Source organism: Pseudarthrobacter sp. BRE9 (genome assembly GCF_031844305.1).
Lineage (GTDB): Bacteria > Actinomycetota > Actinomycetes > Actinomycetales > Micrococcaceae > Arthrobacter.
Genome location: NZ_JAUZUY010000001.1, coordinates 33,575 through 60,572 on the forward strand (window position 1 = coordinate 33,575; position 26,998 = coordinate 60,572).

A 26,998-nucleotide genomic window follows, 5' to 3' on the forward strand; every position below is an offset into this window, starting at 1 on the left:
CGCCACGGAAACGAAGAGGGGCTTGAATTGGCCGGTAATGCAACCTTCCGCCACAGCAACACCGCGCTGCTCTCGGTGAGCAGCGTCGAGGCTCCGAGGATTGTGAGCTCCACGGACTTCGACCGCCACCTGGCGTCCACCCTGAAGCGGCTGAAGTTTCCGCCACGGCTGCTGGAGCGCGTCGCGGGCATCACGCACCGCCGCTGGTGGGCCCCCGGAACATCGTTCGACGACGCCGCGGTGGAAGCCGGCGCCAAGGCCCTGGCCGAGGCCGGCATCGAAGCCTCCGATGTCGGCCTGCTGATCAACACCTCGGTCACGCGGCGCAACCTCGAACCGTCCGTGGCGGTGAAGATCCACCACGGCCTCAGCCTGCCGTCGTCGGCCATGAACTTCGACCTTGCCAACGCCTGCCTCGGGTTCGTCAACGCCCTGACCCTGGCAGCGAACATGATCGACTCCGGACAGATCAAGTACGCCGTCGTCGTCAACGGCGAGGACGCCCAGCTGACGCAGGAAGCCACCCTCGCCCGGCTGCAGCGGCCGGAAACCACCCGCGACGACTTCAACCGCGAGTTTGCCACGCTGACGCTGGGGTCCGGGGCTGCCGCGGCCGTCCTGGGACCGGCCGATGAGCATCCCGGTGCGCACCGGGTGGTGGGCGGCGTGATGCGAGCCGGCACCGAGCACCACGAACTGTGCGTTGGCGGCATCGACGGCATGAACACCGACACCAAAGGACTGCTCGACGGCGGCCTCCAGCTTGTGGTCGACGCGTGGCACGAAGCGCAGCCCGAGTGGGACTGGGCGGCCATGGACTGCTACGTCACGCACCAGGTCAGCAACGCCTACACCCAGGCCATCATCGACGCGATCGACCTCGATCCCGACAAGGTGCCCATCACGTTCCCGCACTGGGGCAATGTCGGGCCTGCGTCGCTGCCCATGACGCTGGCGGCTGAGGCCCAGTCCCTGGCAGCCGGGGACCGCGTCCTGTGCATGGGCGTGGGGTCCGGCCTGAACACCGCAATGCTGGAAATCGTTTGGTGATCGCGGACTGGCCGGGCGTGGACGCCCGATGGTCGCGTGAAATCGATGTCCCCTCCACAGCTGGCGTCGACGCACCGGGCACTGTCCGCCGCTGGCACCTGCTGGACAATGGCGGAGAACTTCTCCGCCGCGGCCTGGCTCCCGCCGGAACCCTGCTGTGCGTGCACGGCAACCCCACCTGGTCCTACCTGTGGCGAAGCCTGCTGGCCGCCGGATCCGACCCCGCGCATCCGTGGCGGGTGGTGGCGGTGGACCAACTGGACATGGGGTTCTCGGAGCGCACGGGCACCTTCCGCCGGCTGGCTGACAGGATCCAGGACCTGGGCGACCTGACGGACGCGCTGGGCCTGGAAGGACCGGTCGTCTCAGTTGGCCACGACTGGGGCGGGGTGGTCAGCCTGGGCTGGGCGCTGGCCCATCGACACCGGCTGGCCGGCGTGGTGCTGACCAACACGGCCGTGCACCAGCCCGCAGGCTCATCCATTCCCCCGGCTTTGCGCCTGGCCCTGCACCCTGCCGTCCACAAGTGGGGAACCACTACCTCCGACGCGTTCCTGCGGGTGACGCATTCGCTGGCGCATCCCTCGTTGCCGGCGGATGTCCGCCACGCATACATGGCCCCCTACCGCGGAGCCCCACGGCGTGTGGGGGTGGGCAACTTTGTTGCCGACATTCCCGTTGACGCTTCGCACCCCAGCTTTGCCGCGCTCAGCGGCGTCGCGGAAGGCCTGCGCAGGCTGGATGTCCCTGCCCTGATGCTGTGGGGTCCGCGCGATCCGATCTTTTCCGACCGCTACCTGAAGGACCTCATTACCCGCCTCCCGCATGCCGACGTGCACCGGTACGAGGGTGCGGGACACCTGCTCACGGAAGACCGTAATATCGCCCCGGCCGTTTTCGACTGGCTCGCCGGGCGCGTCACAGGCGGCGGCAACGCTTCTTCCGCGGTTGGGCCCGGCGCTGCGCAGCAACCGGCCCGCGAGGGTTTCCGGCCTCTATGGGCGCCCCTCGCCGAACTGGCCGCAGGACCGGCCGGAGGCGTCCAGGCCGTCGTCGAAATGGAAGCCGACGGCACCGTTGCCCGCTCGCTCACATGGCAGCAGCTGGACTCGGCGGTGACCCGCCTCGCCGCCGGCCTGCATGGGGCAGGCGTCAGGGCCGGCAACCGGGTGAGCCTTATGGTCCCGCCAGGAGTCGACCTGACCGTAGCCCTGTACGCCTGCCTGCGGCTGGGAGCCGTGGTGGTCGTGGCCGATGCCGGCCTGGGTACCCGGGGGCTGAGCCGGGCAGTCAAGGGGGCCACCCCTGATTTCCTGATTGGCATCGACAGGGCTTTGGCCGCTGCCCGCGCCCTGGGATGGGCGGCCCGGCTCATCAGCGTCCGCGACCTGCCGGCCGCCCGCCGCAGCGTCCTCGGGGTGGAAACCTCCCTCGCCGCCCTGGCCAACGCTGGTTCCAGGCCCTCCGCGGGGCAAGACGACGGCCCCGCGTTACAGTTTCCGGACCCGGACTCCCCCGCCGCCGTGCTCTTCACCTCCGGCTCCACGGGTCCTGCCAAGGGCGTGCTGTACACGCACCGGCAGCTCGCCGCGATGCGGGACACCGTGGCCGAGACCTTCGGGATCCATCCGGGCCATCGGCTGGTGGCGGGCTTTGCGCCCTTCGCCTTGCTGGGGCCGGCACTGGGAACCGTGTCCGTGACGCCGGCAATGGACGTCACCGCGCCCCGTACCCTCACGGCACGTGCCCTCGCAGACGCCGCCGCCGCCGTCGATGCCACAGTGGTCTTCGCGTCCCCGGCTGCGCTGCGCAATGTCGTCGCCACCAGTGCCGGCCTCAGCGCAGAGGGTACCGCGGCCCTGAAACGCGTTGAGCTGCTGCTCTCCGCCGGCGCTCCCGTTCCGGAACCGCTCCTGGCAGAGGTGCAGCAGCTGCTGCCGGGCGCCTCCCTGCACACCCCCTACGGGATGACTGAGGCGCTGCCCGTCACCGACATCAGCCTCGAACAGATCCGGGCCGCCGCCGTCGACGCCTCGTCCGGAACAAAACCCGGGGCAGGCAACGGTGTCTGCGTGGGCCGGCCCGTCCATGGTTCCCGCGTCGCCGTCATTCCCCTGGCGGCGGACGGCACCGCCCCAGGTTCCACGCCCGTCACGGAGGCCGGGATCACGGGCGAAATCCTGGTCAGCGCTCCCCACGTCAAGGAACGGTACGACCGGCTCTGGTTGACGGAGGAAGCCAGCGCCGGTGTGGCCGGATGGCACCGCACCGGCGACGTGGGCCACTTCGACGCCGATGGCCGGCTGTGGGTGGAAGGCCGCCTCGCGCACGTCGTCACCGCGCCTGGAGCAGTGGTGACTCCGGTGGGCGCCGAACAGGCCATAGAACTCCTGGACGGTATCCGGATGGCGGCAATTGTTGGCGTTGGACCAGCGGGGACGCAGGCAGTGACGGCCGTCGTTGAGACCGTCCCGCCCGTCCGCAAAGCCGGCCCTGCCGGCATGGAACTGGCCGGAGAGGTCCGGGATGCAGCCCATACGGCAGGTGTTTCCGTAGCCGCTGTCCTGGTTGTCCCCGCGCTGCCCACCGACATCCGGCACAACGCGAAGATCGATCGGACGCGCCTTTCACGATGGGCTTCCGCCGTACTGGCCGGCGGCCGCCCGGGTACGCCATGAAAGTCCTCGTCACCGGTGCCAGCGGGCTGCTAGGCCGGGAAGTCGCGGCACAGCTGGTGCGCCGCGGCCATGATGTCGCCACGTTCCAGCGGCGTCCCTCAGGGGTCGACGGCGTGACGGACCATTGCGGATCCCTCACCGAGGATGCGGCAGTCAGCGATGCCGTCCGGGGTGCGGAAGCAGTCATCCACCTGGCAGCCAAGGTCTCTTTCACCGGCCGTCCCGCCGAGTTTGACGAGGTGAACGTCCGGGGCACCCGCCGCCTTCTCCTCGCCGGCCGGGGGGCAGGGGTGCGGGACCTGGTCTTCGTTTCCTCCCCGTCAGTGGCCAACTCCGGCGCCGCCATCGCAGGCCTGGGTGCGGAGCCCGCGGACCCGGAGCATGCCCACGGTGACTACTCACGCACCAAGGCCCAGGCGGAACTGCTGGCCCTTGCCGCGGATGCCCCGGACTTCCGCGTTGCTGCCGTGCGCCCGCACGTGGTCTGGGGGCCCGGAGACACCCAACTGGTGGAGCGGGTGCTGGCACGGGCGGCCCGGCGGCGGCTGCCGTTGCTGGATGCGGGCGCTGCCCTGATCGATACTACCTACGTGGACAACGCGGCGGCAGCGATCGTTGCCGCGCTGGAGCGGATCAGCCACATCCATGGCCGGGCGCTGGTTGTCACCAACGGGGAGCCACGGCCGGTGGGCGAACTGATTGCCGGCATCTGCGCCGCCGGTGGCGTACCCGCCCCGTCATGGTCCGTGCCGGGGCGGCTCGCGCGGATTGCCGGTTCCGTGGTGGAAAGGGTGTGGCTGGGGCTTGGAAAGCAGGACGAACCGCCGATGACAAAGTTCCTCGCGGAGCAGCTGTCCACGGCGCACTGGTTCGACCAGCGCGAGACCCGGGAACTCCTCGACTGGGCCCCGGCTGTATCGATCGACGAAGGGCTGGAACGGCTGGCCGCGCACTACGGCTCCCGCTGAACCGGCCGGCTCCCGGGGGCTGGGCGATTGGGCTGGGCGGTTGGGCTGGTCAGTCGTCGTTACCAGCGGCCGTTGCGTGGCCGGGGCTGGCAAACGGGGCAAGTGTGGGACGAACGGTTCATAAACTGCTCCCGGCGGATGATCGCCTGGATGCCTGCTTCCGCGCACCTCTTGCACGGCTCACCCTGGCGGCCGTACGCGTTGAGGGACCGGTCGAAGTAGCCTGACGCGCCGTTGACGTTGACGTACAGGGAGTCGAAGCTGGTTCCTCCTGCTGCGAGGGCATCGAGCATTACCTCCCGGGCGCTGTCGAGGACGCGCTGGGCCTCGCCGCGGCGAAGGGTGTCGGTGGGCCGGGCATAATGCAGCCTGGCACGCCACAGGGCTTCGTCGGCGTAGATGTTGCCGATTCCGGAGACCAGGCCCTGGTCCAGCAGTGCCCGCTTCAGGCCCGTCCTGCGTTTCCGAAGCCGCTGGTAGAAGAGGTCGAAAGAGAAGGCAGGGTCCAAGGGATCCCGGGCGATGTGGGCCGCTTCCTCTGCAATGAGCGGAAGGGGGGATTCCGCGAGGCCGCCCGGTCCGCCGTCGTCCGTGGGTACCAGCGCGGTGACAAAGAGGCCGCCGAAAATCCGCTGGTCCACGAACCGCAGCTGGTCCGGCATGCCGTCCCGTGGGCTAAGCCGGAACCGGACCTTGAGGTGCTTTTCATCGGGAACACCGGCGCCCTGCATCAGCAGCTGCCCGCTCATGCCCAGATGCGCCATCAGCGCCACCTCTGGCACGCGGGCACTTTCCGGGCTGTCCGGCAGCGCAGGGGCGTTGCTGTCCAGCAGCGGCATCCAGAGGAACTTGCCACGGCGCACGACGTCGGACACCGTGGCGCCTTCGAGGTTGCCGATGAAGTCCCCGGTCCCAAGGGCGTGGCGCCGGATGGAGCGGGGATCGATGACCTCCACAGCGCGGATGGTCCTGCCGCGCACCCAGTTCACCAGGCCGCGGCGCACCACTTCGACCTCGGGCAGCTCAGGCACGGAGGGCTACTTGGCGGCTGCGGAGCCTGCGGAAGGGCTGGGTGCGGCCTGTGCCCCGGCTCCGGAGAGTACCCGCCAGGCGTCTGCTGCGGCTTCCTGTTCGGCTTCCTTCTTGGAATGGCCGGAGCCCTTGCCGTAGGCCGTGCCGCCAATGTTCAGCACCGCCGTGAAGGTGCGTGCGTGGTCCGGGCCGGAGCCGTCCACTGCGTAGTGGATGCTGCCCAGCTGCCGGCTGGCTGCGAGCTCCTGGATGCTGGTCTTCCAGTCGGTGCCGGCACCCAGGACGGCGGCGTCCTTCAGCAAGGGACCGATCAGCCGCATGACCAGCTGGCGCGCGGTCTCGATGTCGTTGGAGACGTAGGTAGCCCCGATCAGGGCCTCCATGGTGTCCGCGAGGATGGAGGCCTTGTTTTTGCCGTGGGTGAGCTTTTCGCCCTGCCCCAGGTAGATGTACTCACCGATGCCCAGGCTGCGGCCGATGCCGGCCAGGGCCCGGGTACTGACGACGGCGGACCGGCGCTTGGCGAGTTCGCCTTCGGGCAGCTCCGGGTTGTCCCGGTAGAGGGCGTCGGTGACGGAGAAACCCAAAATGGAGTCGCCCAGGAACTCGAGCCGCTCGTTAGTGGGTATGCCGCCGTTCTCGTACGCGTAGGAACGGTGGGTAAGCGCAAGACGAAGCGTCCCGGCGTCAATAGTGACACCGAGACGCTTCAGAAGCTCTTCAGTTGAAGACATCAGTCAGCCTGTTGGGCCGATTAGACGTCAGCGACCTTGCGGCCCTTGTACTCAAGGAACAGCGCGGTGCCAGCAGAGTCGGTAACGACCTTTGCCTGGTGCGGCAGGCTGTAGGTGACCTGACCGTTCTCAACGGTCTTCACCAGGTGGGGGGCGGTCGCCTTCCACTGCGAGCGGCGGGCGCGGGTATTCGAGCGAGACATTTTCCGCTTGGGAACAGCCACGGCTAACTCATTTCTCTCTAGACAAACACGTACAAATCAATTTTGCCGGTCAGGCTTAGCCATATCAGCTAGGGCAGCCCAGCGAGGATCCAGGACCTCGTGGTGGTGCCCCGGCTCGTCTTCCAGGCGAACTCCGCATTCGGAGCAAAGGCCCTGGCAGTCTTCCCGGCACACCGGCTGGAACGGCAGATTGGTGACAACCGCGTCCCGCAACACCGGTTCAAGATCGATTACATCGTGCTCGACTCGACGTTGCTCTTCATCTTCTTCTCCATCCGAAAGCTGGACGCCCTCGTAGAAGAAAAGTTCTTGCACATTGACCTCGAGGTCATACGCAAGGGGATCCAGGCATCGGCCGCACTCGCCAGTAACTTCGGCAACTACGGTTCCTGATACCAGAATTCCTTCGTGTACGGCCTCCAGCCTCAGGTCCAGCTCGACATCCGAGCCTTCCTGAACACCAATGAGCGCCACACCAAGATCACCCGGTGCGGGTACATGTTCCGTCAGTGTCCGCATGCTTCCCGGGCTGCGCCCGAGGTCCTTGACGTCGAACGCCAGGGGCGAACCAGCATCTCTGTTAATGAGAACTCCTGTTGAACATATGACCGACGTACCATCTTAGCCTGAAGAGCCGCAGTGACTCAAACCGGCAGGAGGCAGCGCCGAAGTACCGATCCAGCCTACCGCTTTGGCTGCTGATCCGGCGAAGGCTCGCCGGAAACCATACGGCGGTGCACCGACCGGGGCACATAATCCGACACACTGCCGCCCAGGACCGACACCTCTTTGATCAGGGTGGAGGACAGATGGACATAGCTGGCCTCGGCCGGGAGGAAGACCGTCTCCACCCCGCTCAGCTGCCGGTTCATGGTGGCCATGGGGAGCTCGTAGTCAAAGTCCGACGAGGACCGGAGACCCTTGACGATGGCCGACACGCCCCGCTGGCGGCAATACTCCGCCAGGAGCCCCTCACCCACCGGCTCCACCACGATGCCCTTGAGCAGCGCCAGGGTTTCGCGCGCCATTTCCAGCCGCTCTTCCAGGCTGAACATGTACTTCTTGGCGTAGTTGGTGGAGATGGCCACGATGACCTCGTCGAAAAGACCGGCAGCCCGTGCGATGACTTCGAGATGGCCGTTATGGATGGGGTCGAAGGATCCGGGGCACACAGCGCGTCTCATGCTCCGAACCTACCCCATGGAAAGGCCGGGATACCATGACTGGATGCATCCACCACGGGAACTTTCCACCCCCCTGGCACCTGCGCCCTGGCAGCGCACAGCGCTCGGAGCCAACCTCCTGGCACCCGATGGCAGGCTGGGTGTCACCATCTTCGAAGAGATGACCACCCTGGCCGTCCAGACCGGAGCCATCAACCTGGGACAAGGCTTCCCCGATGAGGACGGGCCGGCTGAAATCCGGGAGGCAGCCCGGGCAGCCATCGCAGCTGGAGCCAACCAGTACGCGCCCGGCAAGGGCCTCCCCGAACTCCGCGAGGCGGTGGCCGTACACCAGGAACGCTTCTACGGGCTGGCGCCGGACCCGGCAACCGAGGTCATCATCACCACCGGGGCCACCGAAGGCATCGCCGCCTCCCTCCTGGCCTTCGCCGGGCCGGGCGATGAGGTCCTGACGTTCGAGCCTTTCTATGACTCCTACGGGGCGATCATCGGACTTTCCGGCGCCTCCCATGTGACCGTGCCGCTGGTTGCCCCGGACTTCATGCCGGACCTGGCGGCGTTGGATGCTGCCTTCAATGAGCGGACCCGCGTTGTCCTGCTGAACAATCCGCACAACCCCACCGGCGCCGTTTTTCCGCCGGCCGTCCTGCAGCGTGTGGTGGAGCTTGCGGAAAAGCACGGCAGCATCATCATCACTGATGAGGTGTACGAGCACCTCACCTTCGGCGTCGCCCACACCCCCGTCGCCACCTTTCCGGGCGCCGCTGCCCGCACCATCACCATTTCCTCTGCCGGAAAGACGTTTTCACTGACCGGCTGGAAGATCGGCTGGCTGAGCGGGCCGGAAGAGCTGGTCTCCGCCGTCCGCACGGTAAAGCAGTTCCTTACCTACAGCTCAGGCACTCCTTTCCAGGCGGCGATCGCCGCAGGCCTGGCCCTGCCGGACGATTTCTACACGGGCATCGCCGCCGCCCTTGAGAAGAAACGGGACATCCTCAGCGCCGGGCTCCGGGCGGCCGGCTTCGACGTTTTCACCCCGCAGGGAACCTACTTCGTGAATGTGGACACGGCTCCGCTGGGCATCACCGACGCCCTGGACCTCGCCCGCCGCCTGCCGGCACTGGTGGGGGTCGCGGCCATTCCCGTTCCGGTCTTCTGCCACGCGGAAGGGGCGGAACGGATGCGGACCCTGCTCCGGTTTGCCTTCTGCAAGAAGACAGAAGTGCTGGAGGAGGCTGCGGGCCGGCTGGCCACCCTGGGCGGCAGGCTCTGATGTCCGGCGGCAGCGGCGGGCCTGCCAGCCGTTTCCTTCGGACCACCGGCCGGCACGCCACCATCGAAGCCGATGCGTTTACTGATGGCGGCTATGTGCTCAGCATTGGCGGAGCCGAACAGTCCCACGTCAACCTCGACCGGCCGCAGGACATCTTTTACGAATACCTCCGCAGGATCGGACACCTGGTGGATCTGGCCGCCCCTCCCGGCGAGCCGATCAATGCCCTCCACCTGGGGGCAGGCGCCCTGACACTTGCACGGTACATCCAGGCCACCCGCCCCGGCTCAGCGCAGTACGCGGTTGAGCTGGAACGCGAGCTGCTGGACTTTGTCCTTCGGCACCTTCCCATGCCTGAGGGAACGGATCTAACCAGCATCATCGGCGACGCCCGCCAAGCGCTCGGTGCGCTCGAGCCCGGCCTCACGTTCGACGTCGTGATCCTGGACATCTTTTCCGGCCCGGAAGCGCCGGCCCACATCGCCACGGGCGGCTTCTACCGCGAGGCCAGGGAACGTTTGAGCCCCACCGGCCTGCTGATCGTCAATGTCGGCGACGAAGCAGCCCTCACACTGGTCAGGAGCCAGGTGGCGGCGATGCGTGAGGCCATGCCGGATGTGGCTGCCTTTGCGGAAGCAGGCATGTTCGAGGGCAGGTACCCGGGCAACATCATCCTGGCCGGGACGCAGCACCCCTGGCCGGAATCCTGGACAGCTGAACTGACCGCCCGCGGCCCGCACCCTGCACGTGTCCTGGCGGGAGTGGACCTGGACCCCTTCTCGGGCTAGGCCCCCTGGGTATCAGGCCCGGCAGTTTCAGGCCCGGCAGCGTCCGCCAGGTCATCCGCAGCGATGGCGTCGGGCACGGACGGCTCAGCGAACCACAACCGGGTCTCCCCGTACTTCTTCTCGGCGAACCTCGTCATTCCGTCCGGCCATTCCGGTTCCGGGGAGCGCGAGGAGCGTTCCACCACCACAACGGCGCCCGTGACCAGGTGCGGGGCAAGCTTCTGCAGGGCTGCTGCCAGCGCGGCATCCTCCAACGGATAGGGCGGATCCAGGAACACCAGGTCCCAAACAGCGGATTCCGGGGCCCGGTCCAGGAAAGGCTCCACCTTGGAGCGGTGAACCGTCACGGTCTTGCGGCCCAGCACTCCATTGATGAGGTCCGCGTTGCGCTGGCACACGGCGCTGGCCTTGGCATCTGACTCCACCAGGTCCACCGACCGCGCTCCCCTGCTGGCGCTTTCCACCCCCAAGGAACCGGAACCCGCATAAAGATCCAGCACCCGGACGCCCGCAATCACCTCAAAAGCATCAAGGCGGGAGAAGAGCGCTTCCTTCACCCGGTCCGTCGTGGGCCTGGTAAGCGACCCCGGAACGGCCGCAAGCGGCGTGCCGCCGGCAGCACCGGAAATGATCCGGGTCACCGCGTACACCGCAATCCGGCGGCGCCCGCTGCGTTTGTGCCCGCTGCGCTTCTGTTGCTAACCGCGTTCAAGGAACGCCTCCTTCTCAGGGTTGAGGTATTTCTCGATGGCATCGGCGAGTTCCGGGCAGCCGGCCAGTGACGGGTCGCCGGCAACGATTGCCTGGGCGTCTTCCCTGGCCCGGGCGATCACGTCTTCGTGTTCGAGGACCCGCAGCAGTTTCAATGTCGACCGCCCGCCGGACTGGGACGCGCCCAGGATGTCGCCCTCGCGCCGCAGCTTGAGGTCCTCCTGGGAGAGGACGAAACCGTCGGTGGTGGCGGCCACGGCATCCAGGCGCCGCCGGCTTGGGTGCCCGGGTTCCAGGGCGGTGACCAGCAGGCAGGTTCCCGGCAGGCCACCGCGGCCCACGCGGCCGCGGAGCTGGTGCAACTGGGATATACCGAACCTGTCGGCGTCGAGGATGACCATCAGGGTGGCGTTGTGGACGTCCACCCCCACCTCGATCACGGTGGTGGAGACGAGCAGCTTAATACGGTTGGCAGTGAACCCGGCCATGGTCCCAGTCTTCAGGTCCGGGTCCTGGCGCCCATGCAGGGGAGCCAGCGGAACCCCTGCGAGCGAGGGTTCGGAGAGCAGATGGTCCACGACGGCGGTGACCGACGCGAGCTCCCGCGTCTCCTCCCCTTCCACGCCGGGAGGCGCGGCCTCCCCCGGGCTGAAGTCGCCGTCGTCGTCTGTTCCGATCTTGGGACAGACCACGTACACCTGGTGGCCGGCGTCGATCTCCTCCCTGGCCCGTGCCCAGATCCGTCCCGCCCAGGCGGGATTCTCCGCAAGGCCGACGAGGTGGGTGGTGATCGGGGCCCGGCCCTTTGGCAGTTCATCGAGGGTGGAGGTCTCAAGGTCGCCGAACACGGTCATCGCCACGGTGCGGGGAATGGGCGTGGCGGTCATGACCAGCAGGTGCGGCGGCTTCCGTGCCTTGGCCCGCAGGGCATCGCGCTGTTCAACGCCGAAGCGGTGCTGCTCGTCCACCACGATCAGGCCGAGGTCGTAGAACGCCACGTTGTCGCTGAGCAGGGCATGGGTGCCGATGATGATTCCTGCGGTGCCCGAGGCGGCGTCCAGCATGGCTTGTTTCCGTGCCGCCGTCGGCATGGACCCTGTCAGCAGCGTGACCTGCACGGAAGGGCCGTCGCCCCCGCCCAGGAGTCCGTCGCTGGAAAGCACTCCCAGGGTGCGGCGGATGGAGTCGTAATGCTGGGCGGCGAGCACTTCGGTGGGCGCCAGCAGCGCAGCCTGCCCGCCGGCGTCGATGACCTGCAGCATTGCCCGCAGCGCCACCACGGTCTTCCCGGAGCCCACCTCACCCTGCAGCAGCCGGTTCATGGGGGCAGGCTGCGCCAGTTCCGCGGCGAGGGTCTTGCCGACGGCGGCCTGGCCGGCCGTGAGCGTGAAGGGCAGGTTGTGGTCGAAGGCAGCCAGGATACCGTCACTGACCGGGCGCCGGGCGGTGGCTTCCTCGGCGGCGAGCTGGGCCCGCCGCCTGGCCAGCGCGGACTGCAGCACCAGGGCTTCCTGGTACCGGAACCGGTCCCGTGCGCGTTTCCAGTCAGAGGCTGTTTGGGGCGCATGGATGAGCCGGTAGGCATCCGCCACGGGCAGGAAGGCTTCCCTCGAAGCGACCGCGGCCGGAAGCGGGTCCGGCAGGGAGGCCAGGTCCGCGGTTTCGAGCAAAGTGTTGACGACCTTCTGGATCCTCCAGCTGGGGAGCTTCGCTGTAGCCGGATAGACCGGGATGGGCATCGCGGCGAGTTTCTCCGGATCACCGCTGCCCTGGACGAAGGGGTCATCGTCAAGGAGCTGGAAGTCCGGGTTGGTGAGGCCCAGCTGGCCTTTGAAGCTGGTGACCTTTCCTGAAAACAGGGCCCGCCGTCCCTGCAGGAGTTCGGCTTTTGCCTTGTAGCCGTTGAAGAAGCTGATCTTGAGGGTCCCCGGCACTTTGCCGCGGTAGTCCGTGCCTCCCACCAGCCGGAGCCCCTGCTGCCCGTCGTCGTCGGAAACGATGACGTCGGTGATGGTCCCGCGCCGGGCCTGCATGTGCCGGGTACTGCTGGACAGCACCCGCGCGATGAGGGTGACTTCCTCATTGAGCGGCAGCTCACTGATGGGGGTTAACTCGCCCCGCATCAGGTAGCGGCGGGGAAAGTAATTAAGGAGGTCCTCGACGGTAGTGATGCCGAGGTGTTTCTCGATGACGGCGGCGGAGCGCTTTCCGATCCGGCGCTCCAGGGCCAGGTCCAGCTCAGCGTTCATGCCCGCCGGTGTTCACCTTGTCCACATCCGGGTCCCGCGGAAGCGCCAGCTCGCTGATGCTGATCTGGGACGGCTCACCCAGGGACCGGATGATTTCCACGGCCGGTTCCGGGTCCGGGACGTGCACGTGCACCCGCCACCGGTAGTTGCCGTCGGCATCCGGACCACTGCCCACCTGGCTCATGATGACCGACTCGCCAATTTCGTCCAGCCGCTGCCGAAGGGTGGCGGCGTTCAGGGGCGAAAGGCTGATGGTGCACATGACTTCCACGCCGTCGTCGTCCGGCATGGAGGTGTGGATGTGGGGATCGGAGACGTCATAGCCGTGCAGGCCATCAAGGAGTTCGCTCTGCAGTTCCTCTCCCAGGACGACGGAGCGGAGGCAGTCCAGGATCAGCAGCATCCCCACGCCGCCTGCATCCACCACGTGGGCGGACTGCAGCGCGTCGAGCTGTTCCTCCGTGTGGATCACCGCGGCCAGCGCGCCCTCCACCGCCGCGTCCAGGGCCAGGCCGAGCGCATGGTTGCTGTCGTCGCCGTCCTGGGCGGCGTCGACGGCGGCTGCCGCACGGGCTGCCGCTTCCATGACCGAGAGCATGGTTCCCGGGACGGGGTCGCTCAGTGCGGACCAGGCGCGGATCTGGGCACGGTTCAGTGCTGCCGACAGGAGGGTGGACGTCAACCGTGTATGGCCGGCCAAGGGCTCGGCCGCAGCGCACAGAAACACCGAAAAGAGGGTTCCCGAGTTTCCCCTGGCCTCCTCCATGGCGGCCTGTCCGGCCGTGGCAAGGACTTCCCCGACGTCCACCGGGGCCGGCTGGTCCTCGGCAAGAACCAGGGAACGGGCGGCAGCCCGGACGGTGAGGTAGAGGTTGGTGCCCGTATCGCCGTCGGCCACGGGGAAGATGTTGATGGCATTGAGCCGGTCGCTGTGGTTTCCCAGGGCAGTTTCAGCCTTGCCCAGCCACCTCTTCATCGCCAGCGCGTTGGCGGCAACCTTAGTGTGCAAAGTGATCCCATCCCCCGTTGTCCGCGGCCCGGCCCGCTATCAGGACGCCCGGGCCGTCGTCGGTACCGAGTGCATGTATCGAGCCTATCGCAGTGAATCCGGGTGGCAGCCGAACACTGCCCGGGAATGTGGCCAACAGCCCGTGGTCCTCTCCGCCACCCAGCACCCAACCCGCCGCATCCTCGCCCAGCCTGGCCGAGGCCGGGGCCAGGAGAACGGCCAGTTGGGCCAGCGCGGCCGGATCAAGGGCGACGGCAACGTTGCTGGCGGCGGCCAGCCGCTTGCCGTCCCGCAGGAGCCCGTCCGAAATGTCCAGCATCCCCGTGGCACCGGCCGCCCGGGCCGCCGGTCCGGCATGCAGCGGCGGGCGGGGCCGGCACTGCAGGTCCACGAAGGCGCGCTCCGCCGGGGTGAGGGTGTCCACCGCGATGTCCGATTCGAGCAGGGCCAATCCGGCCGCTGCATGGCCTGCTGTTCCTGCCAGCGCCAGGATGTCCCCGGGCCGGGCGCCCGACCGGAGGACCGGCCGTCCGCCGTCGAGCGTTCCGAGCACCGCCACGGTCACGGAAATTTCACGGCCCCGGCCCAGGTCTCCGCCGGCCACGGAACAGTGGGTGGCACCAAGCCCGCGGATTCCCGCTGTCAGCCCGTCCGCCAGGTCCTCCACCCAACTCACGGGGGTGTCAACGGGGAGGGTAAGGCTGACCACCATGGATGTTGCATAGGCGCCCATGGCGTTGATGTCGCTGAGGTTCTGTGCCGCAGCCTTCCACCCGACGTCGAACCCGGTGGTGCGGTAGCCGTTGGGCCACAGGAGGCGGAAATCCTGGTCCTGGACCTGGGTGTCAATGCTGATGACGGTCCTGCCGTCCGGGGCTGCGACGACGGCGGCGTCGTCCCCGGACCCCAGCAGGGTGCTTGAGGTGTGGCCGGCCGCCATCCGAAGGCGCGGAAAGATCCGGTCCAGCAGTTCGGCTTCGGAAAGGCCGGCGACGGTGGGCTGGCGGTCTAGGCGGTTACGGAGGTCTTCAGGCACGCCACTACGCTACCGCGCCCGGCCGACATCGTGTCCGGACGGGGACGACGGCGGCGATAGGCTGGGACCATGCACCATCCCCAGCTGCCCCTGTCCGCCCGTGCCGCCAGGATGGCGCTGGTTGGGGGAATCGCCGCCCTTTCCTTGACTGCCTGCTCCCCCGCCGTGGATGTCACCGCCGCCAAGGACGCCGCCAACCCGCTGTGCGCACCGATGATGGTGGCCTTGCCGGACGCCATCGGCGATTCGAAACTGCGGAAGACCAACAGCCAGGCCACCGCGGCCTGGGGCGACCCGTCGCTGGTCATCCTCCGCTGCGGCGTCAATGTGCCTGGCCCCACCACGGACCGCTGCGTCACCGTCAACGGTGTCGACTGGGTCATCAAGGAAGGCGACCCCGTGTGGACGCTGACCACGTACGGGCGGGAACCCGCCACGGAGATCCTGATGGACCCTGACAAGATCAGCTCCGCAACGGTTCTCGCGGACCTGGCAGCAGCGGCGGAAAAGGTGCCGTCCTCGCGGAACTGCGTGGGCCAGGAAGACCTGCAGAACCTGCCGAAGAGCCAGTAAGCCGGTGGTGGGCCCACGCCGGCAGGGTTCCCTGGCCGAAGCGAAGCGAGGTTAGGGTGCCAGTGGGGCTCAGCGCAGTCCGGTTTTACGGTTCAGGGCGAGGTAGATGAGTTCATCGATCAGGTCCGCGTAGCCCAGCCCGGAAGCCGCCCACATCTGCGGGTACATGCTCTTGGGCGTGAAGCCTGGCATGGTGTTGATCTCGTTGATGATCAGCTCGCCGTCGAGGGTGTAGAAGAAGTCCACGCGGCTCAGGCCCTCGGCGCCCACCGCATCGAATGCCGCGGCGGCCAGCTCACGTACCCGGGCAATCGCTTCCGCCGGGATGTCTGCCGGACAGCTGAGGGATGCGGCATCATCCTCGACGTACTTGGCGTTGAAGTCGTAGAACTCATGGGTTCCTCCGGCTACGGAGATTTCGCCGGGCATTGAGGTCCGGGGCGCATCGGTGCCCCTGCCTTCCAGGACGGCGCATTCGATTTCCCGGCCGACGATTCCGGCTTCGATGACCAGCTTGAGGTCGTGGCGGCGCGCTTCTTCGATGGCGGCGTCCAGGTCCTCAAGGGAATCAACCTTGGAGATGCCCATCGACGAGCCCGCACGGGCCGGCTTGACGAAGACGGGGAACCCGAGGCGGTCCACCTGCTTCCGGACAGACTCGGGATCCCTGCGCCACTGCCTGTCGGTCACGGCGACGTACGGTCCGACGCGGAACCCGGCGGCTTCGAAGACCACCTTCATGTAGTGCTTGTCCATCCCGACGGCGGATGCGAGCACGCCGGCGCCGACGTAGCGGGTGTCCGAAAGCTCAAGGAGGCCCTGGATGGTGCCGTCCTCGCCGAAGGGTCCGTGCAGGAGCGGGAAGACGACGTCAACGGCACCCAGTTCCTGCGGAACTTCGTTGGGCGACGCCACGATCAGCTGGTGTTCGCCGCCGATCTCCGCCAACGTGACGGTCTGCGGCGAAGGTACCACTTCGGGGAGCGATGATGCCGCGAGGGACCACTGGGCCGTTTCAGCCGGAGCAAGGACCCACTGGCCGGTCCTGGCAATCCCGATGGGGATCACCTCGTACTTGTCCTTGTTGATTGCGCCCAGCACGCCTGCTGCGGTGACGCAGCTTACGGCGTGCTCGCTGGAACGGCCGCCGAAAAGCACTGCTACCCGCGGTTTCCTGGTGGTGGCCGTTTCCCGTGTGGTGGGTGTGTCTTGGGACATGGTCAGTAATCGCCTTCAGGTTTCAATTCCCGGGACAGCAGAACCGGCCCCAGTTGGTCAACGGACAGCTTGCCTGCCAGCACCGCGACGACGGCGGCAGTGATGGGCATATCGACGCCGAGCTTGCCGGCGAGTTCATGGACGGCCTGGCCGGATTTGATGCCTTCGGCGGTCTGGGTCATCTTTCGGCCCACTTCCTCCAGCGTCAGGCCCTGGCCCAGCAGCCTCCCGGCAGTGTGGTTCCGGGACAGCGCAGACGAACAGGTTGCCACAAGGTCGCCCAGCCCGGCGAGGCCGGCCATGGTCTTGGCGTCGCCTCCCAGTGCCAAAGCGAGGCGGGACGTTTCCGCGAGTCCCCGGGTAATCACCGAGGCCTTGGTGTTGTCTCCCATCTGCTTGCCCTCACAGATGCCCACCGCCAGTGCGATCACGTTCTTGACGATGCCGCCGATTTCGACGCCTACGACATCGGACGTGGTGTAGGGACGGAAGTAGGGGGCGGTGCAGGTCCTGGCGAGCCAGCCGGCGGTGGCCGGATCGGTGCACGCCACGACCGATGCCGTGGGTTCCTGCCGCGCAATTTCCATGGCGAGGTTGGGTCCGGAGACAACTGCAATGCGTTCCAGCGGCAGGTCCAGCTCCTCGCCGATGACCTCGCTCATCCTGGCGTCCGTGCCCAGCTCCAGGCCCTTCATCAGGGAGACCACAACAGCTCCGGGAGCTATCATGTCCTTCCATTCCCGCAGCTGCGGGCGGAGGGACTGGGCCGGAACTGCCACCACCACAAGGTCCGCACCTGCCAGGACCGCGCGGACGTCAGTAGACGCAGTGATGCTTTCCGGCAGGACGACGTCCTTCAGGTAGTCACTGTTACGGTGGCTGCCGTTGATCTCTTCCACCACCTCGGCGCGCCTGCCCCACAGCCTGATGGCACGCGGCGTACCGGTGGCAATGGCGGCGTCAGCGAGGACCTTCGCAAAGGTTGTCCCCCACGATCCCGCGCCCAGGACAGCAACCGTACGTGCCGCCCCCGGCATCGCATCAGCGGTCACGGAGCTTCCGTTCCTGATCCCGGCTGCTGTCCGCGTTCAACGAACCGTCCATGCTTGGCCTGCTGCTGCTTGGCCGGGTCCCAGCGCTCCGCGGGAGGCTGTTCACCGCGCAACCCTGCCAACAATGCCGTGATGGCGTCCATGATCACCTCGGTGGCCTCCGCCAGGGTGGCCTTGTCCAGGGGACGGCCACTGAACGCGCTCAGGTCCACCGGATTGCCCACCACCACGCGGGAGCGTTTGCGTGGAAAGATGTGGAACGACTTGCCGTACCGGGGGAACACTTCATGCGCTCCCCAGTGGGCGATCGGGACCACGGGAATCCCGCCTTCGAGGGCCAGCCGCGCTGCTCCAGTGTGGCCTTTCATGGGCCAAAGGTCCGGGTCCCGCGTGAGGGTGCCCTCGGGATAGATGATGATCGCGCCGCCTTCGGCGACAATATCCTGGGCCACTTGCAGCGATCGGTTCGCTCCCGCCGTCGACCGCTCCACCGGCACCTGCTTGGTGGCGCGCAGCAGCCAGCCCAGGGCCGGAACCTTGAACAGTCCGGCCTTGGCCAGGAAGTGCGGGGCCCGCTTCTGGTTGTAGAGCATGTGTCCCACCACCAGGGGGTCGATCTCTGTGCAGTGGTTGGGGGCGGCAATGAAGCCCCCGGCGGGAAGTTTTTCGGTGCCTTCCCACGTCTTGGACATCATGAGGTTCAGCAGCGGCCGGGCGATGCCGGCGATGAACACAAATGTGGCCCTGCTCTTGGCCGATTCCTTCACGGTGGCGCGCTACTTCGTGGTGGTGATGTCGAAGTCGGCACCGAGGCCGGCGAGCTTTTCCGTGAACCGCTCGTAGCCCCGGTTGATGATGTCGATGCCGGTGACCCGGGAGGTTCCGGTGGCAGCAAGTGCCGCGATCAGGTGGCTGAAGCCGCCGCGCAGGTCCGGGACGTCGATATCGGTGCCCTTCAGCTGGGTGGGACCGGAAATCACCGCTGAGTGCAGGAAGTTGCGCTGGCCGAACCGGCACGGAACGCTGCCCAGGCACTCCCGGTGCACCTGGATGCTGGCGCCCATCCGGATGAGCGCATCGGTGAAGCCGAAGCGGTTTTCGTACACAGTTTCGTGGACGATGGATACGCCCTCGGCCTGGGTCAGTGCCACAACGAGTGGTTGCTGCCAGTCCGTCATGAAGCCGGGGTGCACGTCCGTCTCCAAAACCAGGGGGTTCAGCTTTCCGCCCTTGTGGTAGAAGCGGATGCCGTCCTCGCCGATGTCCATGCCGCCGCCCACCTTGCGGTAGGTGTTCAGGAACGTCATCATGTCGCGCTGGGAGGCGCCTGCCACGAAGATGTCGCCGCGGGTCACCAGTGCAGCCGAAGCCCAGGACGCCGATTCGTTGCGGTCCGACAGTGCGCGGTGGTTGTAGCCGCCGAGGTCGCGGACACCCTCGATGCGGATGGTGCGGTCCGTCTGGACGCTGATGATGGCGCCCATCTTCTGCAGCACGGCGATGAGGTCGATGATTTCCGGTTCGGTGGCGGCACCGGAAAGCTCCGTAATGCCTTCGGCGCGGGTGGCGCTGAGCAGGACCTGCTCGGTGGCGCCAACAGACGGATACGGCAGCGAGATCTTGGCGCCGTGCAGGCCCTTGGGTGCCGAGATGTGGATGCCGCCGGGACGCTTCTCCACGACGGCGCCGAACTGGCGCAGGACATCCAGGTGGTAGTCGATGGGACGGTCGCCGATCTTGCAGCCGCCCAGGTCGGGAATGAAGGCTTCGCCAATCGCGTGGATCAGCGGCCCGCACAGCAGGATGGGAATGCGGGAGTCACCGGCGTGGGCATCGATCGCGGTGCTCGGCGCCGTCTTTGCACCCTTTGGATCGAGGGTGAGGTCACCGTTGACGGGGTCCTTCTCCACGGTCACGCCATGCAGCTGGAGCAGGGAGGTGACAACCTCCACGTCCTTGATCTCCGGCACGTTCCGCAACACCGAGGGTTCGTTGCCCAGCAACGCCGCCACCATTGCCTTGGGAACAAGATTCTTTGCCCCACGGACGCTGACGCGGCCTGTAAGCGGGACACCGCCGCGGATTGTCAGAACACTACTCATATACCGGTTTCCTCACGATCACTAGCCCCCAAAACCTTGCAAAGGCTCCAACCAAGCATAGGAGGTCGCGTTACCGAACCGAAATAAGGGGGTACCGGCGGCGGGGCGTGGCGGGAGCTGCGCCACCCCGCCGCGCCACCGGCACGGGGCCGTAGCCAGGCGCAGGGCTAGGAAAGCTTCGCCGGCAGGGTCTTGGGCTTGAACGCCGGGCGGGTGGCCTCATATGCGGTGATGTCGGCTTCGTGCTGGAGGGTCAGCCCGATGTCGTCCAGGCCTTCCAGGAGCCGCCAGCGGGTGTAGTCGTCGATGTCGAACGGTGCCACGATGTTGCCGCAGACCACGGTCTTGGACTCAAGGTCCACCGTGACCTGCGTCCCCGGCGCGTTTTCGAGTTCCTTCCAGATGAGCTCGATGTCATCCTGGGCCACCTGCGCGGCCAGGAGTCCCTGCTTGCCGGAGTTGCCGCGGAAGATGTCGGCGAAGCGGGAGGACAGGACAGCCTTGAAGCCATAGTCCTTCAGGGCCCAGACCGCGTGTTCGCGGGAGGAGCCGGTCCCGAAGTCGGGGCCGGCCACCAGCACCGACCCGGCGTTGTAGGGCTCCTGGTTCAGGATGAAGGAGGGGTCCTTGCGCCAGGCGGAGAACAGCGCGTCCTCGAAGCCGGTCCGGGTAATGCGCTTGAGGTAGACGGCGGGGATGATCTGGTCGGTGTCGACGTTGCTTTGGCGCAGCGGGACGCCGGTACCGGTGTGCTTGGTGAACTTTTCCATGATGCTGTCCTAGGCTGCGTCGATGCGGATGGCGGCGGGTTCGGGAGCCGGTTCAAGGTCCGACGGCGAGCTGAGGGTTCCGCGCACTGCCGTGGCGGCTGCCACCACCGGTGAGACCAGGTGCGTGCGTCCGCCCTTGCCCTGACGGCCTTCGAAGTTGCGGTTCGAGGTGGAAGCACAGCGCTCCCCCGGCTCCAGCTGGTCCGGGTTCATGCCCAGGCACATGGAGCAGCCGGCAAACCGCCATTCGGCGCCGAAGTCCTTGAACACGCGGTCCAGTCCCTCGGCCTCGGCCTCGAGCCTGACGCGGGCGGAGCCGGGCACCACCAGCATGCGGACCTGCGGGTCCTTTTCCCGGCCGCGGATGATGTCCGCCGCCGCGCGCAGGTCCTCGATCCGGGAGTTGGTGCAGGAGCCCAGGAAGACCGTGTCCACGCGGATGTCCTTCATGGGCGTGCCGGCTTCGAGTCCCATGTACTGCAGGGCGCGTTCGGCGGCCGCCTTGGCGTTTTCGTCACCGAAGTCCTCCGGGAACGGCACGGATTCGGACAGCGAAACGCCCTGGCCGGGGTTGGTGCCCCAGGTGACGAACGGCTCCAGCGTGTTGGCGTCCAGGTCCACTTCGACGTCGAAGGTGGCGTCGTCGTCGGTCCTCAGCGTGTTCCAGTACTCGACGGCGGCATCCCACTCTGCGCCCTCCGGCGCATGGGGGCGGCCGGACATGTAGTCGTAGGTGGTCTGGTCCGGTGCCACCATGCCGGCCCTGGCGCCGGCTTCGATGGACATGTTGCAGATGGTCATGCGCGCTTCCATCGACAGGGCGCGGATGGCGGAGCCGCGGTATTCCAGGACGTAGCCCTGGCCGCCGCCGGTGCCGATCTTCGCGATCACGGCGAGGATGATGTCCTTGGCGGTCACGCCGGGGCGCAGTGTGCCCTCGACGTTGATGGCCATGGTCTTGAACGGCTTCAGCGACAGCGTCTGGGTGGCCATGACATGCTCCACCTCCGAGGTGCCGATGCCCATGGCCAGCGCGCCGAAGGCCCCGTGGGTGGAGGTGTGCGAGTCGCCGCACACCACCGTCATGCCGGGCTGGGTGAGGCCAAGCTGCGGGCCCACCACGTGCACGATGCCCTGCTCGGTGTCGCCCAGGCTGTGCAGCCGCACGCCGAACTCCGCGCAGTTGTTGCGCAGGGTCTGGATCTGGGTGCGGCTGGTGAGGTCGGCAATCGGCTTGTCGATGTCCAGCGTGGGCGTGTTGTGGTCCTCGGTGGCGATGGTCAGGTCCGGGCGGCGCAGCTTGCGGCCGGCCAGCCGCAGGCCTTCGAACGCCTGCGGGGACGTGACTTCGTGGACCAGGTGGAGGTCGATGTACAGAAGGTCTGGCTGGGCGTTGGCACCATCGCCGTCACCTTTGCGCACCACGTGTGCGTCCCAGACTTTCTCGGCCAATGTCTTTGCCATGGCCATCTCCCTTCACTGCTGTTTGGCTGATTAGCACCACTGAATCAGGATGGCCGCAAACTGCGCCAGCCGAAAGATTTGCATCTCAGATATTGAGACGGCAATATCATTACATGGACAATTCTAGTGGAGTCGGCGTCATTGATAAAGCGGCCCAAGTGCTCGATGCCCTTGAGGCCGGCCCCACCACGCTGGCGCAGCTCGTAGCCGCTACCGGACTGGCCCGGCCCACCGTCCACCGCCTCGCTTTGGCCCTGGTCCACCACCGCCTGGTCAGCCGCGACATCCAGGGCCGGTTCGTGCTCGGCAGCAGGCTGGTGGAGCTCGCCTCCGCCGCCGGCGAGGACCGCCTGATCGCCTCAGCCGGGCCCGTGCTCATGCAACTGCGCGACGCCACCGGCGAAAGCGCCCAGATCTTCCGCAGGCAGGGCGACTGGCGCGTTTGTGTCGCATCTGCCGAGCGCCCCATCGGCCTGCGCGACACCATTCCCGTAGGAACTCAATTGTCCATGAAAGCCGGTTCTGCCGCTCAGGTCCTGCTCGCCTGGGAGGACCACGACCGGCTCCTTGAGGGCCTGCAGTCGGCCCGCTTCACGCCAACCGTCCTGGCAGGGGTACGACGGCGGGGCTGGGGACAGAGCCTGGGCGAGCGCGAGCCGGGGGTCGCCTCCGTTTCGGCGCCGGTGCGGGGTCCGTCTGGCAGGGTCATTGCCGCCGTCTCCATTTCCGGCCCGATCGAGCGGCTGACCCGCCAGCCGGGGCGCCTGCATGCGGAAGTGGTCTGTAATGCCGGGCGCATCCTCACCGAGGCCCTGCGCAAGAACAACGACTAGGGCAAGAACAACGACCAGCGCAAGAACAACGGCCGGGCCCTTGGCGGCTAGGCTGTGCCCATGGGCAGCTATGCAGTATTCCTCCGCGGCATCAACGTGGGCGGAATCAACATCAAAATGGCCGACCTGCGGGACGCGCTGAAGACCTGCGGTTTTCCGGACGCAAAGACCCTGCTGGCCAGCGGAAACGTGGTGCTCAGCAGCACCTTGGACGCGGCCGAGGTCAAGCAGGAGTGTGAAAAGTGCCTCCGCACTGCCTTCGGCTACGAAGCGTGGGTTGTGGTCCTGGACGCCGCGCGGGTGGCCCAACTGGCGGATGCCTGCCCCTATCCGGAGGACGACAAATCCACCCACACCTACATCACCTTGTCCTCGGACACCCCTGTCCTGGATGAACTGGAGGCGGCCGGGTCAGCCCTTGAAAGCCAGGACCAGCAGCGGTTGGGGCCGGAGGCACTTGCCTGGCTGGCCCCCGCGGGCGGAACCCTGGACAGCCCCTTCAGCAGGATCAGCGCGAAAACGAAGTTCAAGGCCGCAACCACCACCCGCAACCTGCGCACGCTGATCAAGGTCCGCGACGCCGCGGCCGCCCTCGCCGCCGGCTAGGTCGATGCGCGCCGGCCAGGTCGATGCGCGCCGGCCAGGTCGATCCAGCAGGCGTCAGCCCTAGGGCCGCCGTGCTTTCTTCAGCGCCTTGTTGAAGGCCGCCAGCCTGGCTACCTCCTCCTCCACTGGTGCCACCACCAGCTCCTGCGCCGCGGCTGCAACGGCACTGTTCAGCCGCCGTCGTGCCTTTGCAGCCCGCGCCCTGGCGGCGCCCGCGGCAATAAAACGGCCGGTGATGGCCAGGAAAATCCCCAGCACGAGGCCGAAGACGATCATCAGGGTGGGTACCGGCCAGCCTTCCACGCGTGGCACCCCGGGCACCGGCAGCTGCAGGTACGCCAGTCCGGCCAGGACGCCCAGCCAGCCCAGGCCGCCCAGCACGGTCAGCAGCGCCAGCCACTGCACTACGTTGAATGCACCCCACCACCACGCCTTGCGGTTGGCTCCCAGGTCTGTCCCGGCGATGGCCTGGTCCAGCGCATCGGGCAGCCGTTCCCTGCCCGCCCTGGCAGTTCCCCTGATCGCTGCCCGCCAGGGGCCCGGCGCTCCGTCGCTGGCCGAGTCCGCGAACTCCCTGACGGCAGCGTCCGTCCGGGCCCGTTCCGGCGCGCCCGCGGGGGGCAGCGATGTCCTGTTCAGCCCGGCAGGAGAATCCCTGCGGAGATTGAGCCTGCGCAGCGGGTCTGCGCGGAACCTGGAGAGCCAGCGGGTCACGGGCCAGCCGGTGCGCCGGACCGATTCCAGCCGGTAGGACTGCCCGACGGCCCGCACTACGGCAGGCACGTTCGCTGCCACGGCCAGTTCGTCCGACAGCCGGGTCCTGGCGGCCGGCCGTACCCCTGCGGCGTCACCGTCACCGGACGCGTGCCGCAGGTCCTCGGCGGCCTTGGTGATGTCGGCCTCCAACCGCCGTGACTGGGCCTGCCGCTGGACAGCCACCTTCCGGATCGCGGCACGCACTTCCCCAATCCCCGCGCCCGTCACTGCCGATGACGGGAGGACCCGCACCTGCCCGAGCCCTTCACCTGCCAGGATTGCGTGCAGCGAGTCGAGCACCGGCTGCACGTCGCGTTCGGGCAGCCTGTCCACCTGGTTCAGCACCACGAGCGTGACCGCCCCGTGCGAGGCGAGCGGCGCCAGGAACCCGTTGTGGACGGCCGCGTCGGCATACTTTTGCGGGTCGAGCACCCACACCAGGACGTCCACCATGCCCACCATCCGCTGCACAATTTCGCGGTTGGCGGCATGGGTGGAGTCGAAGTCAGGCAGATCGAGCAGGATCAGCCCCGTCTGTTCATCGGCGAAGCCGTCCACCGGCGTGGCGTGGTGCCGGTTTCCCACCTCCAGCCAGTCAAGGAGCGCTTCGCTGCCCGCTGCTCCCCAAACACCTGCAAGAGGTTCCGATGTCGTCGGACGGCGGGCCGCCGCCGTCGCGATCTCCGCTCCGCTGACGGCGTTGAAGAGGGAGGACTTGCCGCTGCCCGTTGCCCCGAAAAATCCCACCACCGTGTGGTCACCGGACAACGAGCGGCGGGAACTTGCGCGTTCCAGGACGTCGAACGCTTCCTGCAGTGCCTGGTCCGGCAGGACCCCCTCCCCCAGTTCCCGGGCGTCCTGGAGCGCCTGGAGCCGGGCATCCAGCCGGGAGGACTCCCGCGCCCCGCTGTGGCGGCTCACGCGCTCTCCACCAGCCGGGCCAGCTCGCCGGCCTGGGCAGCAAGACGTTGCGCAAGGGCAGGATTTCCTTCCGGCAGTCGCTGCAGGAACTTCTGTTGTTCGTCCGCCAGCAGGTTCTTGCAGCGCGCGGCAAGGTCTTCACGGGCCTTGTCGGCCATGCGCCGCACCGCGTCCTCGCCAAACACCGCCTCCAGCAGGCGCTGGCCCACGACGGCGGTGCCGCCCGCAACACCAATCTCCAGACCGGTCAGGCCCGCGGTCATGGAGAACACCACGATCATCAGCGCTGCGCCGAGGCCGTTGATGCCAAAGGACAACCACCGCGCCTGGGTCCGCCTTCCCTGGCCTTCGGTGCGGATCAGCTCCATGAGGGCTTCCTGCCAGGCCCGGATTTCCGCTGCTGCCCGTTCGGCGAACCCGGGCGCCGTCCCGGACAGGTCGTCCGGACCCAGCAGCTGCCGGCCGGCAGGGTCTGACCGCCACCGCTGGTCGGTGTCCTCCGCCGCGTTGGCTGCCTCGTCCACAATGACCGCCTGAAGGCCGGTTTCGATGGCAGCCTCAACCCGGACCGCGGGCGCCGGTTCACCGCGGAAAAAGGCCCCCAGCCGGTCCCGGAACCGGCCCACATTCTGCTCAAGTGCGCGGAAGAATTCGCCGGTGCCAACAAAATCCTGCCACCGGGCCAGCACTTCGCCCCGCAGGAGTGCTCCATCGCGGGTGGCCTCAAGGATCCGGGTGACAGCGTCCCCGTAGGCCGCCACAGCGTCGGCCTCGAGGCGTGAGGCGGCCAGATCCTGCTCACGGACGGCGCCGGCGATGTCCGGAATACGGAGGGCCAAGGCACGGACAGTCCCGTTCAGGGTCCGGCGTGCGACGTCGGCCCGGCCGGCAGCATCAGCGGCCAGCGAACCCAGCCAGTTCCGCAGCTCAGTGACAGCCGCGGCTGGAAGCATGCCATGCGGATCCAGGACCGTCTCGGCGATGATGAACAGGCGGCTCCCGGCCAGGCCCTCGCGGTCGAGCAGGCCCCGCAGGTCCTGGCTCACCTCCGCTTCGGCGCCCGGCGGCACCCGGTCCAGCACCACTGCCACCGTAATGTCCCGGGCCGCCGCGTCCAGCAGGAGTTTCCAGGGCACGGCGTCCGCGTACCGGTTGGCTGTGGTGACAAACACCCACAGGTCCGCGGCGGCCAGCAGTTGCCCGGCGAGCAGGCGGTTCTGGTCTGAAATGGAGTCGACGTCCGGGGCGTCCAGGAGCGCGATGCCGGCCGGCACCGCCGGATCGGCCAGCAGCACCAGCGAAGAGGCCTCGCGCGTCTCCGGCATGGCGCCGCCTGGCACCGGGCTGCCGGCGAGGGTGCCGCGGATCCGGCTCAGCCCGGGCAGGACCCGCTGACCTTCGAACCAGGTCCTCTCCGCGGGGTTGTGCAGGAGGATGGGTTGCCGGGTAGTGGGGCGAATGGCGCCGGCACGCGTGACGGGGTGCCCCACCAGCCCGTTCACCAGGGTTGATTTGCCGGCGCCCGTGGAACCTCCGACGACGGCAAGCAAGGGGGCGTCCAGGCTCCGGTACCGCGGAAGGATGTAGTCGTCCAGCTGGGCTCTTGCGGCTGACGTTTCGCGGCGTGCCTGGTCTGCGCCCGGCAGGGCAAGCGGCAGCGCCACGTCGTCCAGGCCGCTGCGGATCTCTTCCAGCAGGGTAACCGCCGCCATCGCGTGCGGCACCGGCTGGGCGGGGCGGCCGTGCTCGTCATGGGAGGTCACAGCA

25 protein-coding genes are annotated in these 26,998 nt (G+C 67.6%); 8 read left to right on the forward strand and 17 right to left on the reverse strand.

Annotation, left to right across the window (positions count from 1 at the left end):
• The first annotated feature begins 27 nt into the window (after positions 1-27).
• The 3 genes from Q9R31_RS00165 to Q9R31_RS00175 are packed head-to-tail and all read left to right on the forward strand — an operon-like array spanning position 28 to position 4,696.
• Positions 28-1,050: a 3-oxoacyl-ACP synthase III gene (locus tag Q9R31_RS00165; protein WP_311260770.1), complete on the forward strand. Its 1,023-nt coding sequence runs from the start codon at positions 28-30 to the stop codon at positions 1,048-1,050.
• On the forward strand, positions 1,044-3,728 hold the full coding sequence (locus Q9R31_RS00170) for an alpha/beta fold hydrolase (protein ID WP_311260771.1): 2,685 nt from the start codon (positions 1,044-1,046) through the stop codon (positions 3,726-3,728). The genes Q9R31_RS00165 and Q9R31_RS00170 overlap by 7 nt, the downstream gene beginning before the upstream one ends.
• Positions 3,725-4,696, forward strand: coding sequence for an NAD-dependent epimerase/dehydratase family protein (locus tag Q9R31_RS00175; RefSeq protein ID WP_311260772.1), 972 nt, complete (start codon positions 3,725-3,727; stop codon positions 4,694-4,696). Before Q9R31_RS00170 ends, Q9R31_RS00175 begins: the two co-directional genes overlap by 4 nt.
• Positions 4,697-4,755: 59 nt before the next feature.
• Here the strand turns inward: Q9R31_RS00175 and mutM are convergent, their stop codons facing one another.
• From mutM to coaD, 5 genes are all read right to left on the reverse strand, one after another.
• Positions 4,756-5,727 carry a bifunctional DNA-formamidopyrimidine glycosylase/DNA-(apurinic or apyrimidinic site) lyase gene (mutM, locus tag Q9R31_RS00180; protein WP_311260773.1) on the reverse strand — a complete coding sequence of 324 codons (972 nt, stop codon included), beginning with the start codon at positions 5,725-5,727 and terminating at the stop codon, positions 4,756-4,758.
• Between the two features lie 6 nt (positions 5,728-5,733).
• Positions 5,734-6,462 carry a ribonuclease III gene (gene rnc / locus Q9R31_RS00185; RefSeq protein WP_311260774.1) on the reverse strand — a complete coding sequence of 243 codons (729 nt, stop codon included), beginning with the start codon at positions 6,460-6,462 and terminating at the stop codon, positions 5,734-5,736.
• Between the two features lie 20 nt (positions 6,463-6,482).
• Positions 6,483-6,686, reverse strand: coding sequence for a 50S ribosomal protein L32 (gene rpmF, locus Q9R31_RS00190; RefSeq protein WP_009356569.1), 204 nt, complete (start codon positions 6,684-6,686; stop codon positions 6,483-6,485).
• A 36-nt stretch (positions 6,687-6,722) separates the two neighbouring features.
• Positions 6,723-7,247 carry a YceD family protein gene (locus Q9R31_RS00195; protein ID WP_311261600.1) on the reverse strand — a complete coding sequence of 175 codons (525 nt, stop codon included), beginning with the start codon at positions 7,245-7,247 and terminating at the stop codon, positions 6,723-6,725.
• Between the two features lie 122 nt (positions 7,248-7,369).
• On the reverse strand, positions 7,370-7,870 hold the full coding sequence (coaD, locus tag Q9R31_RS00200; RefSeq protein ID WP_311260775.1) for a pantetheine-phosphate adenylyltransferase: 501 nt from the start codon (positions 7,868-7,870) through the stop codon (positions 7,370-7,372).
• Between the two features lie 43 nt (positions 7,871-7,913).
• On the opposite strand from coaD, the gene Q9R31_RS00205 reads away from it, so the two are divergent.
• The gene (locus tag Q9R31_RS00205) at positions 7,914-9,143 is read left to right on the forward strand and encodes an aminotransferase class I/II-fold pyridoxal phosphate-dependent enzyme (RefSeq protein ID WP_311260776.1); all 1,230 of its coding nucleotides are present in this window, start codon (positions 7,914-7,916) and stop codon (positions 9,141-9,143) included.
• Positions 9,143-9,931, forward strand: a complete 789-nt coding sequence (locus tag Q9R31_RS00210; protein ID WP_311260777.1) for a fused MFS/spermidine synthase — start codon at positions 9,143-9,145, stop codon at positions 9,929-9,931. The genes Q9R31_RS00205 and Q9R31_RS00210 overlap by 1 nt, the downstream gene beginning before the upstream one ends.
• Here Q9R31_RS00210 and rsmD read toward each other — a convergent pair.
• Genes rsmD through thiL form a run of 4 tightly spaced genes read right to left on the reverse strand, consistent with a single transcriptional unit; the run spans position 9,928 to position 14,936 of the window.
• A complete protein-coding gene (gene rsmD / locus Q9R31_RS00215; protein ID WP_311260778.1) occupies positions 9,928-10,572 on the reverse strand; it encodes a 16S rRNA (guanine(966)-N(2))-methyltransferase RsmD in 645 nt (214 codons plus the stop codon). The two genes, Q9R31_RS00210 and rsmD, sit on opposite strands and share 4 nt — an antisense overlap.
• Positions 10,573-10,629: 57 nt before the next feature.
• Positions 10,630-12,891 carry an ATP-dependent DNA helicase RecG gene (locus Q9R31_RS00220; RefSeq protein WP_311260779.1) on the reverse strand — a complete coding sequence of 754 codons (2,262 nt, stop codon included), beginning with the start codon at positions 12,889-12,891 and terminating at the stop codon, positions 10,630-10,632.
• Positions 12,881-13,867: a DAK2 domain-containing protein gene (locus Q9R31_RS00225; RefSeq protein WP_311261601.1), complete on the reverse strand. Its 987-nt coding sequence runs from the start codon at positions 13,865-13,867 to the stop codon at positions 12,881-12,883. Before Q9R31_RS00225 ends, Q9R31_RS00220 begins: the two co-directional genes overlap by 11 nt.
• Before the next feature lie 22 nt (positions 13,868-13,889).
• Positions 13,890-14,936 (reverse strand): thiamine-phosphate kinase, encoded by a 1,047-nt coding sequence (gene thiL / locus Q9R31_RS00230; RefSeq protein WP_311260780.1) that lies wholly within the window; start codon positions 14,934-14,936, stop codon positions 13,890-13,892.
• 69 nt (positions 14,937-15,005) lie between these two features.
• Between thiL and Q9R31_RS00235 the strand changes: the two genes are divergently transcribed.
• Positions 15,006-15,509 (forward strand): DUF3515 domain-containing protein, encoded by a 504-nt coding sequence (locus Q9R31_RS00235; protein ID WP_311260781.1) that lies wholly within the window; start codon positions 15,006-15,008, stop codon positions 15,507-15,509.
• 69 nt (positions 15,510-15,578) lie between these two features.
• Here Q9R31_RS00235 and Q9R31_RS00240 read toward each other — a convergent pair whose 3' ends face one another.
• The 6 genes from Q9R31_RS00240 to leuC form a co-directional block, all read right to left on the reverse strand.
• Positions 15,579-16,727, reverse strand: coding sequence for a D-alanine--D-alanine ligase family protein (locus Q9R31_RS00240; RefSeq protein WP_311260782.1), 1,149 nt, complete (start codon positions 16,725-16,727; stop codon positions 15,579-15,581).
• A gap of 2 nt (positions 16,728-16,729) precedes the next feature.
• Positions 16,730-17,764, reverse strand: a complete 1,035-nt coding sequence (locus Q9R31_RS00245) for an NAD(P)H-dependent glycerol-3-phosphate dehydrogenase (RefSeq protein WP_311261602.1) — start codon at positions 17,762-17,764, stop codon at positions 16,730-16,732.
• An 11-nt stretch (positions 17,765-17,775) separates the two neighbouring features.
• Positions 17,776-18,546, reverse strand: a complete 771-nt coding sequence (locus tag Q9R31_RS00250; protein WP_311260783.1) for a lysophospholipid acyltransferase family protein — start codon at positions 18,544-18,546, stop codon at positions 17,776-17,778.
• A 9-nt stretch (positions 18,547-18,555) separates the two neighbouring features.
• A complete protein-coding gene (gene murA, locus Q9R31_RS00255; RefSeq protein ID WP_311260784.1) occupies positions 18,556-19,881 on the reverse strand; it encodes a UDP-N-acetylglucosamine 1-carboxyvinyltransferase in 1,326 nt (441 codons plus the stop codon).
• Positions 19,882-20,048: 167 nt separating this feature from the next.
• Positions 20,049-20,651, reverse strand: coding sequence for a 3-isopropylmalate dehydratase small subunit (leuD, locus tag Q9R31_RS00260; protein ID WP_311260785.1), 603 nt, complete (start codon positions 20,649-20,651; stop codon positions 20,049-20,051).
• 9 nt (positions 20,652-20,660) lie between these two features.
• Positions 20,661-22,115: a 3-isopropylmalate dehydratase large subunit gene (leuC, locus tag Q9R31_RS00265; protein ID WP_311260786.1), complete on the reverse strand. Its 1,455-nt coding sequence runs from the start codon at positions 22,113-22,115 to the stop codon at positions 20,661-20,663.
• 113 nt (positions 22,116-22,228) lie between these two features.
• On the opposite strand from leuC, the gene Q9R31_RS00270 reads away from it, so the two are divergent.
• Together Q9R31_RS00270 and Q9R31_RS00275 are read left to right on the forward strand one after the other, a co-directional pair.
• A complete protein-coding gene (locus tag Q9R31_RS00270) occupies positions 22,229-22,948 on the forward strand; it encodes an IclR family transcriptional regulator (RefSeq protein ID WP_009356552.1) in 720 nt (239 codons plus the stop codon).
• Positions 22,949-23,008: 60 nt separating this feature from the next.
• Complete coding sequence (locus Q9R31_RS00275) at positions 23,009-23,554, forward strand: DUF1697 domain-containing protein (RefSeq protein ID WP_311260787.1); 546 nt, start codon at positions 23,009-23,011, stop codon at positions 23,552-23,554.
• Positions 23,555-23,614: 60 nt separating this feature from the next.
• Here Q9R31_RS00275 and Q9R31_RS00280 read toward each other — a convergent pair whose 3' ends face one another.
• Together Q9R31_RS00280 and Q9R31_RS00285 are read right to left on the reverse strand one after the other, a co-directional pair.
• Entirely contained in the window at positions 23,615-25,231 is a 1,617-nt protein-coding gene (locus Q9R31_RS00280) for a GTPase (protein WP_311260788.1), read from the reverse strand.
• On the reverse strand, positions 25,228-26,994 hold the full coding sequence (locus Q9R31_RS00285; protein WP_311260789.1) for a dynamin family protein: 1,767 nt from the start codon (positions 26,992-26,994) through the stop codon (positions 25,228-25,230). The genes Q9R31_RS00280 and Q9R31_RS00285 overlap by 4 nt, the downstream gene beginning before the upstream one ends.
• Between the last annotated feature and the right edge of the window lie 4 nt (positions 26,995-26,998).

Bases quoted from the DNA above. Each gene is read 5' to 3' on its own strand.
- Q9R31_RS00175 (WP_311260772.1), top strand. From the start codon at position 3,725: ATGAAAGTCCTCGTCACCGGTGCCAGCGGGCTGCTAGGCCGGGAAGTC.
- rnc (WP_311260774.1), bottom strand. From the start codon at position 6,462: ATGTCTTCAACTGAAGAGCTTCTGAAGCGTCTCGGTGTCACTATTGAC.
- coaD (WP_311260775.1), bottom strand. From the start codon at position 7,870: ATGAGACGCGCTGTGTGCCCCGGATCCTTCGACCCCATCCATAACGGC.
- Q9R31_RS00205 (WP_311260776.1), top strand. From the start codon at position 7,914: ATGCATCCACCACGGGAACTTTCCACCCCCCTGGCACCTGCGCCCTGG.
- Q9R31_RS00210 (WP_311260777.1), top strand. From the start codon at position 9,143: ATGTCCGGCGGCAGCGGCGGGCCTGCCAGCCGTTTCCTTCGGACCACC.
- Q9R31_RS00220 (WP_311260779.1), bottom strand. From the start codon at position 12,891: ATGAACGCTGAGCTGGACCTGGCCCTGGAGCGCCGGATCGGAAAGCGC.
- Q9R31_RS00225 (WP_311261601.1), bottom strand. From the start codon at position 13,867: ATGAAGAGGTGGCTGGGCAAGGCTGAAACTGCCCTGGGAAACCACAGC.
- Q9R31_RS00235 (WP_311260781.1), top strand. From the start codon at position 15,006: ATGCACCATCCCCAGCTGCCCCTGTCCGCCCGTGCCGCCAGGATGGCG.
- Q9R31_RS00240 (WP_311260782.1), bottom strand. From the start codon at position 16,727: ATGTCCCAAGACACACCCACCACACGGGAAACGGCCACCACCAGGAAA.
- Q9R31_RS00245 (WP_311261602.1), bottom strand. From the start codon at position 17,764: ATGCCGGGGGCGGCACGTACGGTTGCTGTCCTGGGCGCGGGATCGTGG.
- murA (WP_311260784.1), bottom strand. From the start codon at position 19,881: ATGAGTAGTGTTCTGACAATCCGCGGCGGTGTCCCGCTTACAGGCCGC.
- leuD (WP_311260785.1), bottom strand. From the start codon at position 20,651: ATGGAAAAGTTCACCAAGCACACCGGTACCGGCGTCCCGCTGCGCCAA.
- leuC (WP_311260786.1), bottom strand. From the start codon at position 22,115: ATGGCAAAGACATTGGCCGAGAAAGTCTGGGACGCACACGTGGTGCGC.
- Q9R31_RS00270 (WP_009356552.1), top strand. From the start codon at position 22,229: ATGGACAATTCTAGTGGAGTCGGCGTCATTGATAAAGCGGCCCAAGTG.
- Q9R31_RS00275 (WP_311260787.1), top strand. From the start codon at position 23,009: ATGGGCAGCTATGCAGTATTCCTCCGCGGCATCAACGTGGGCGGAATC.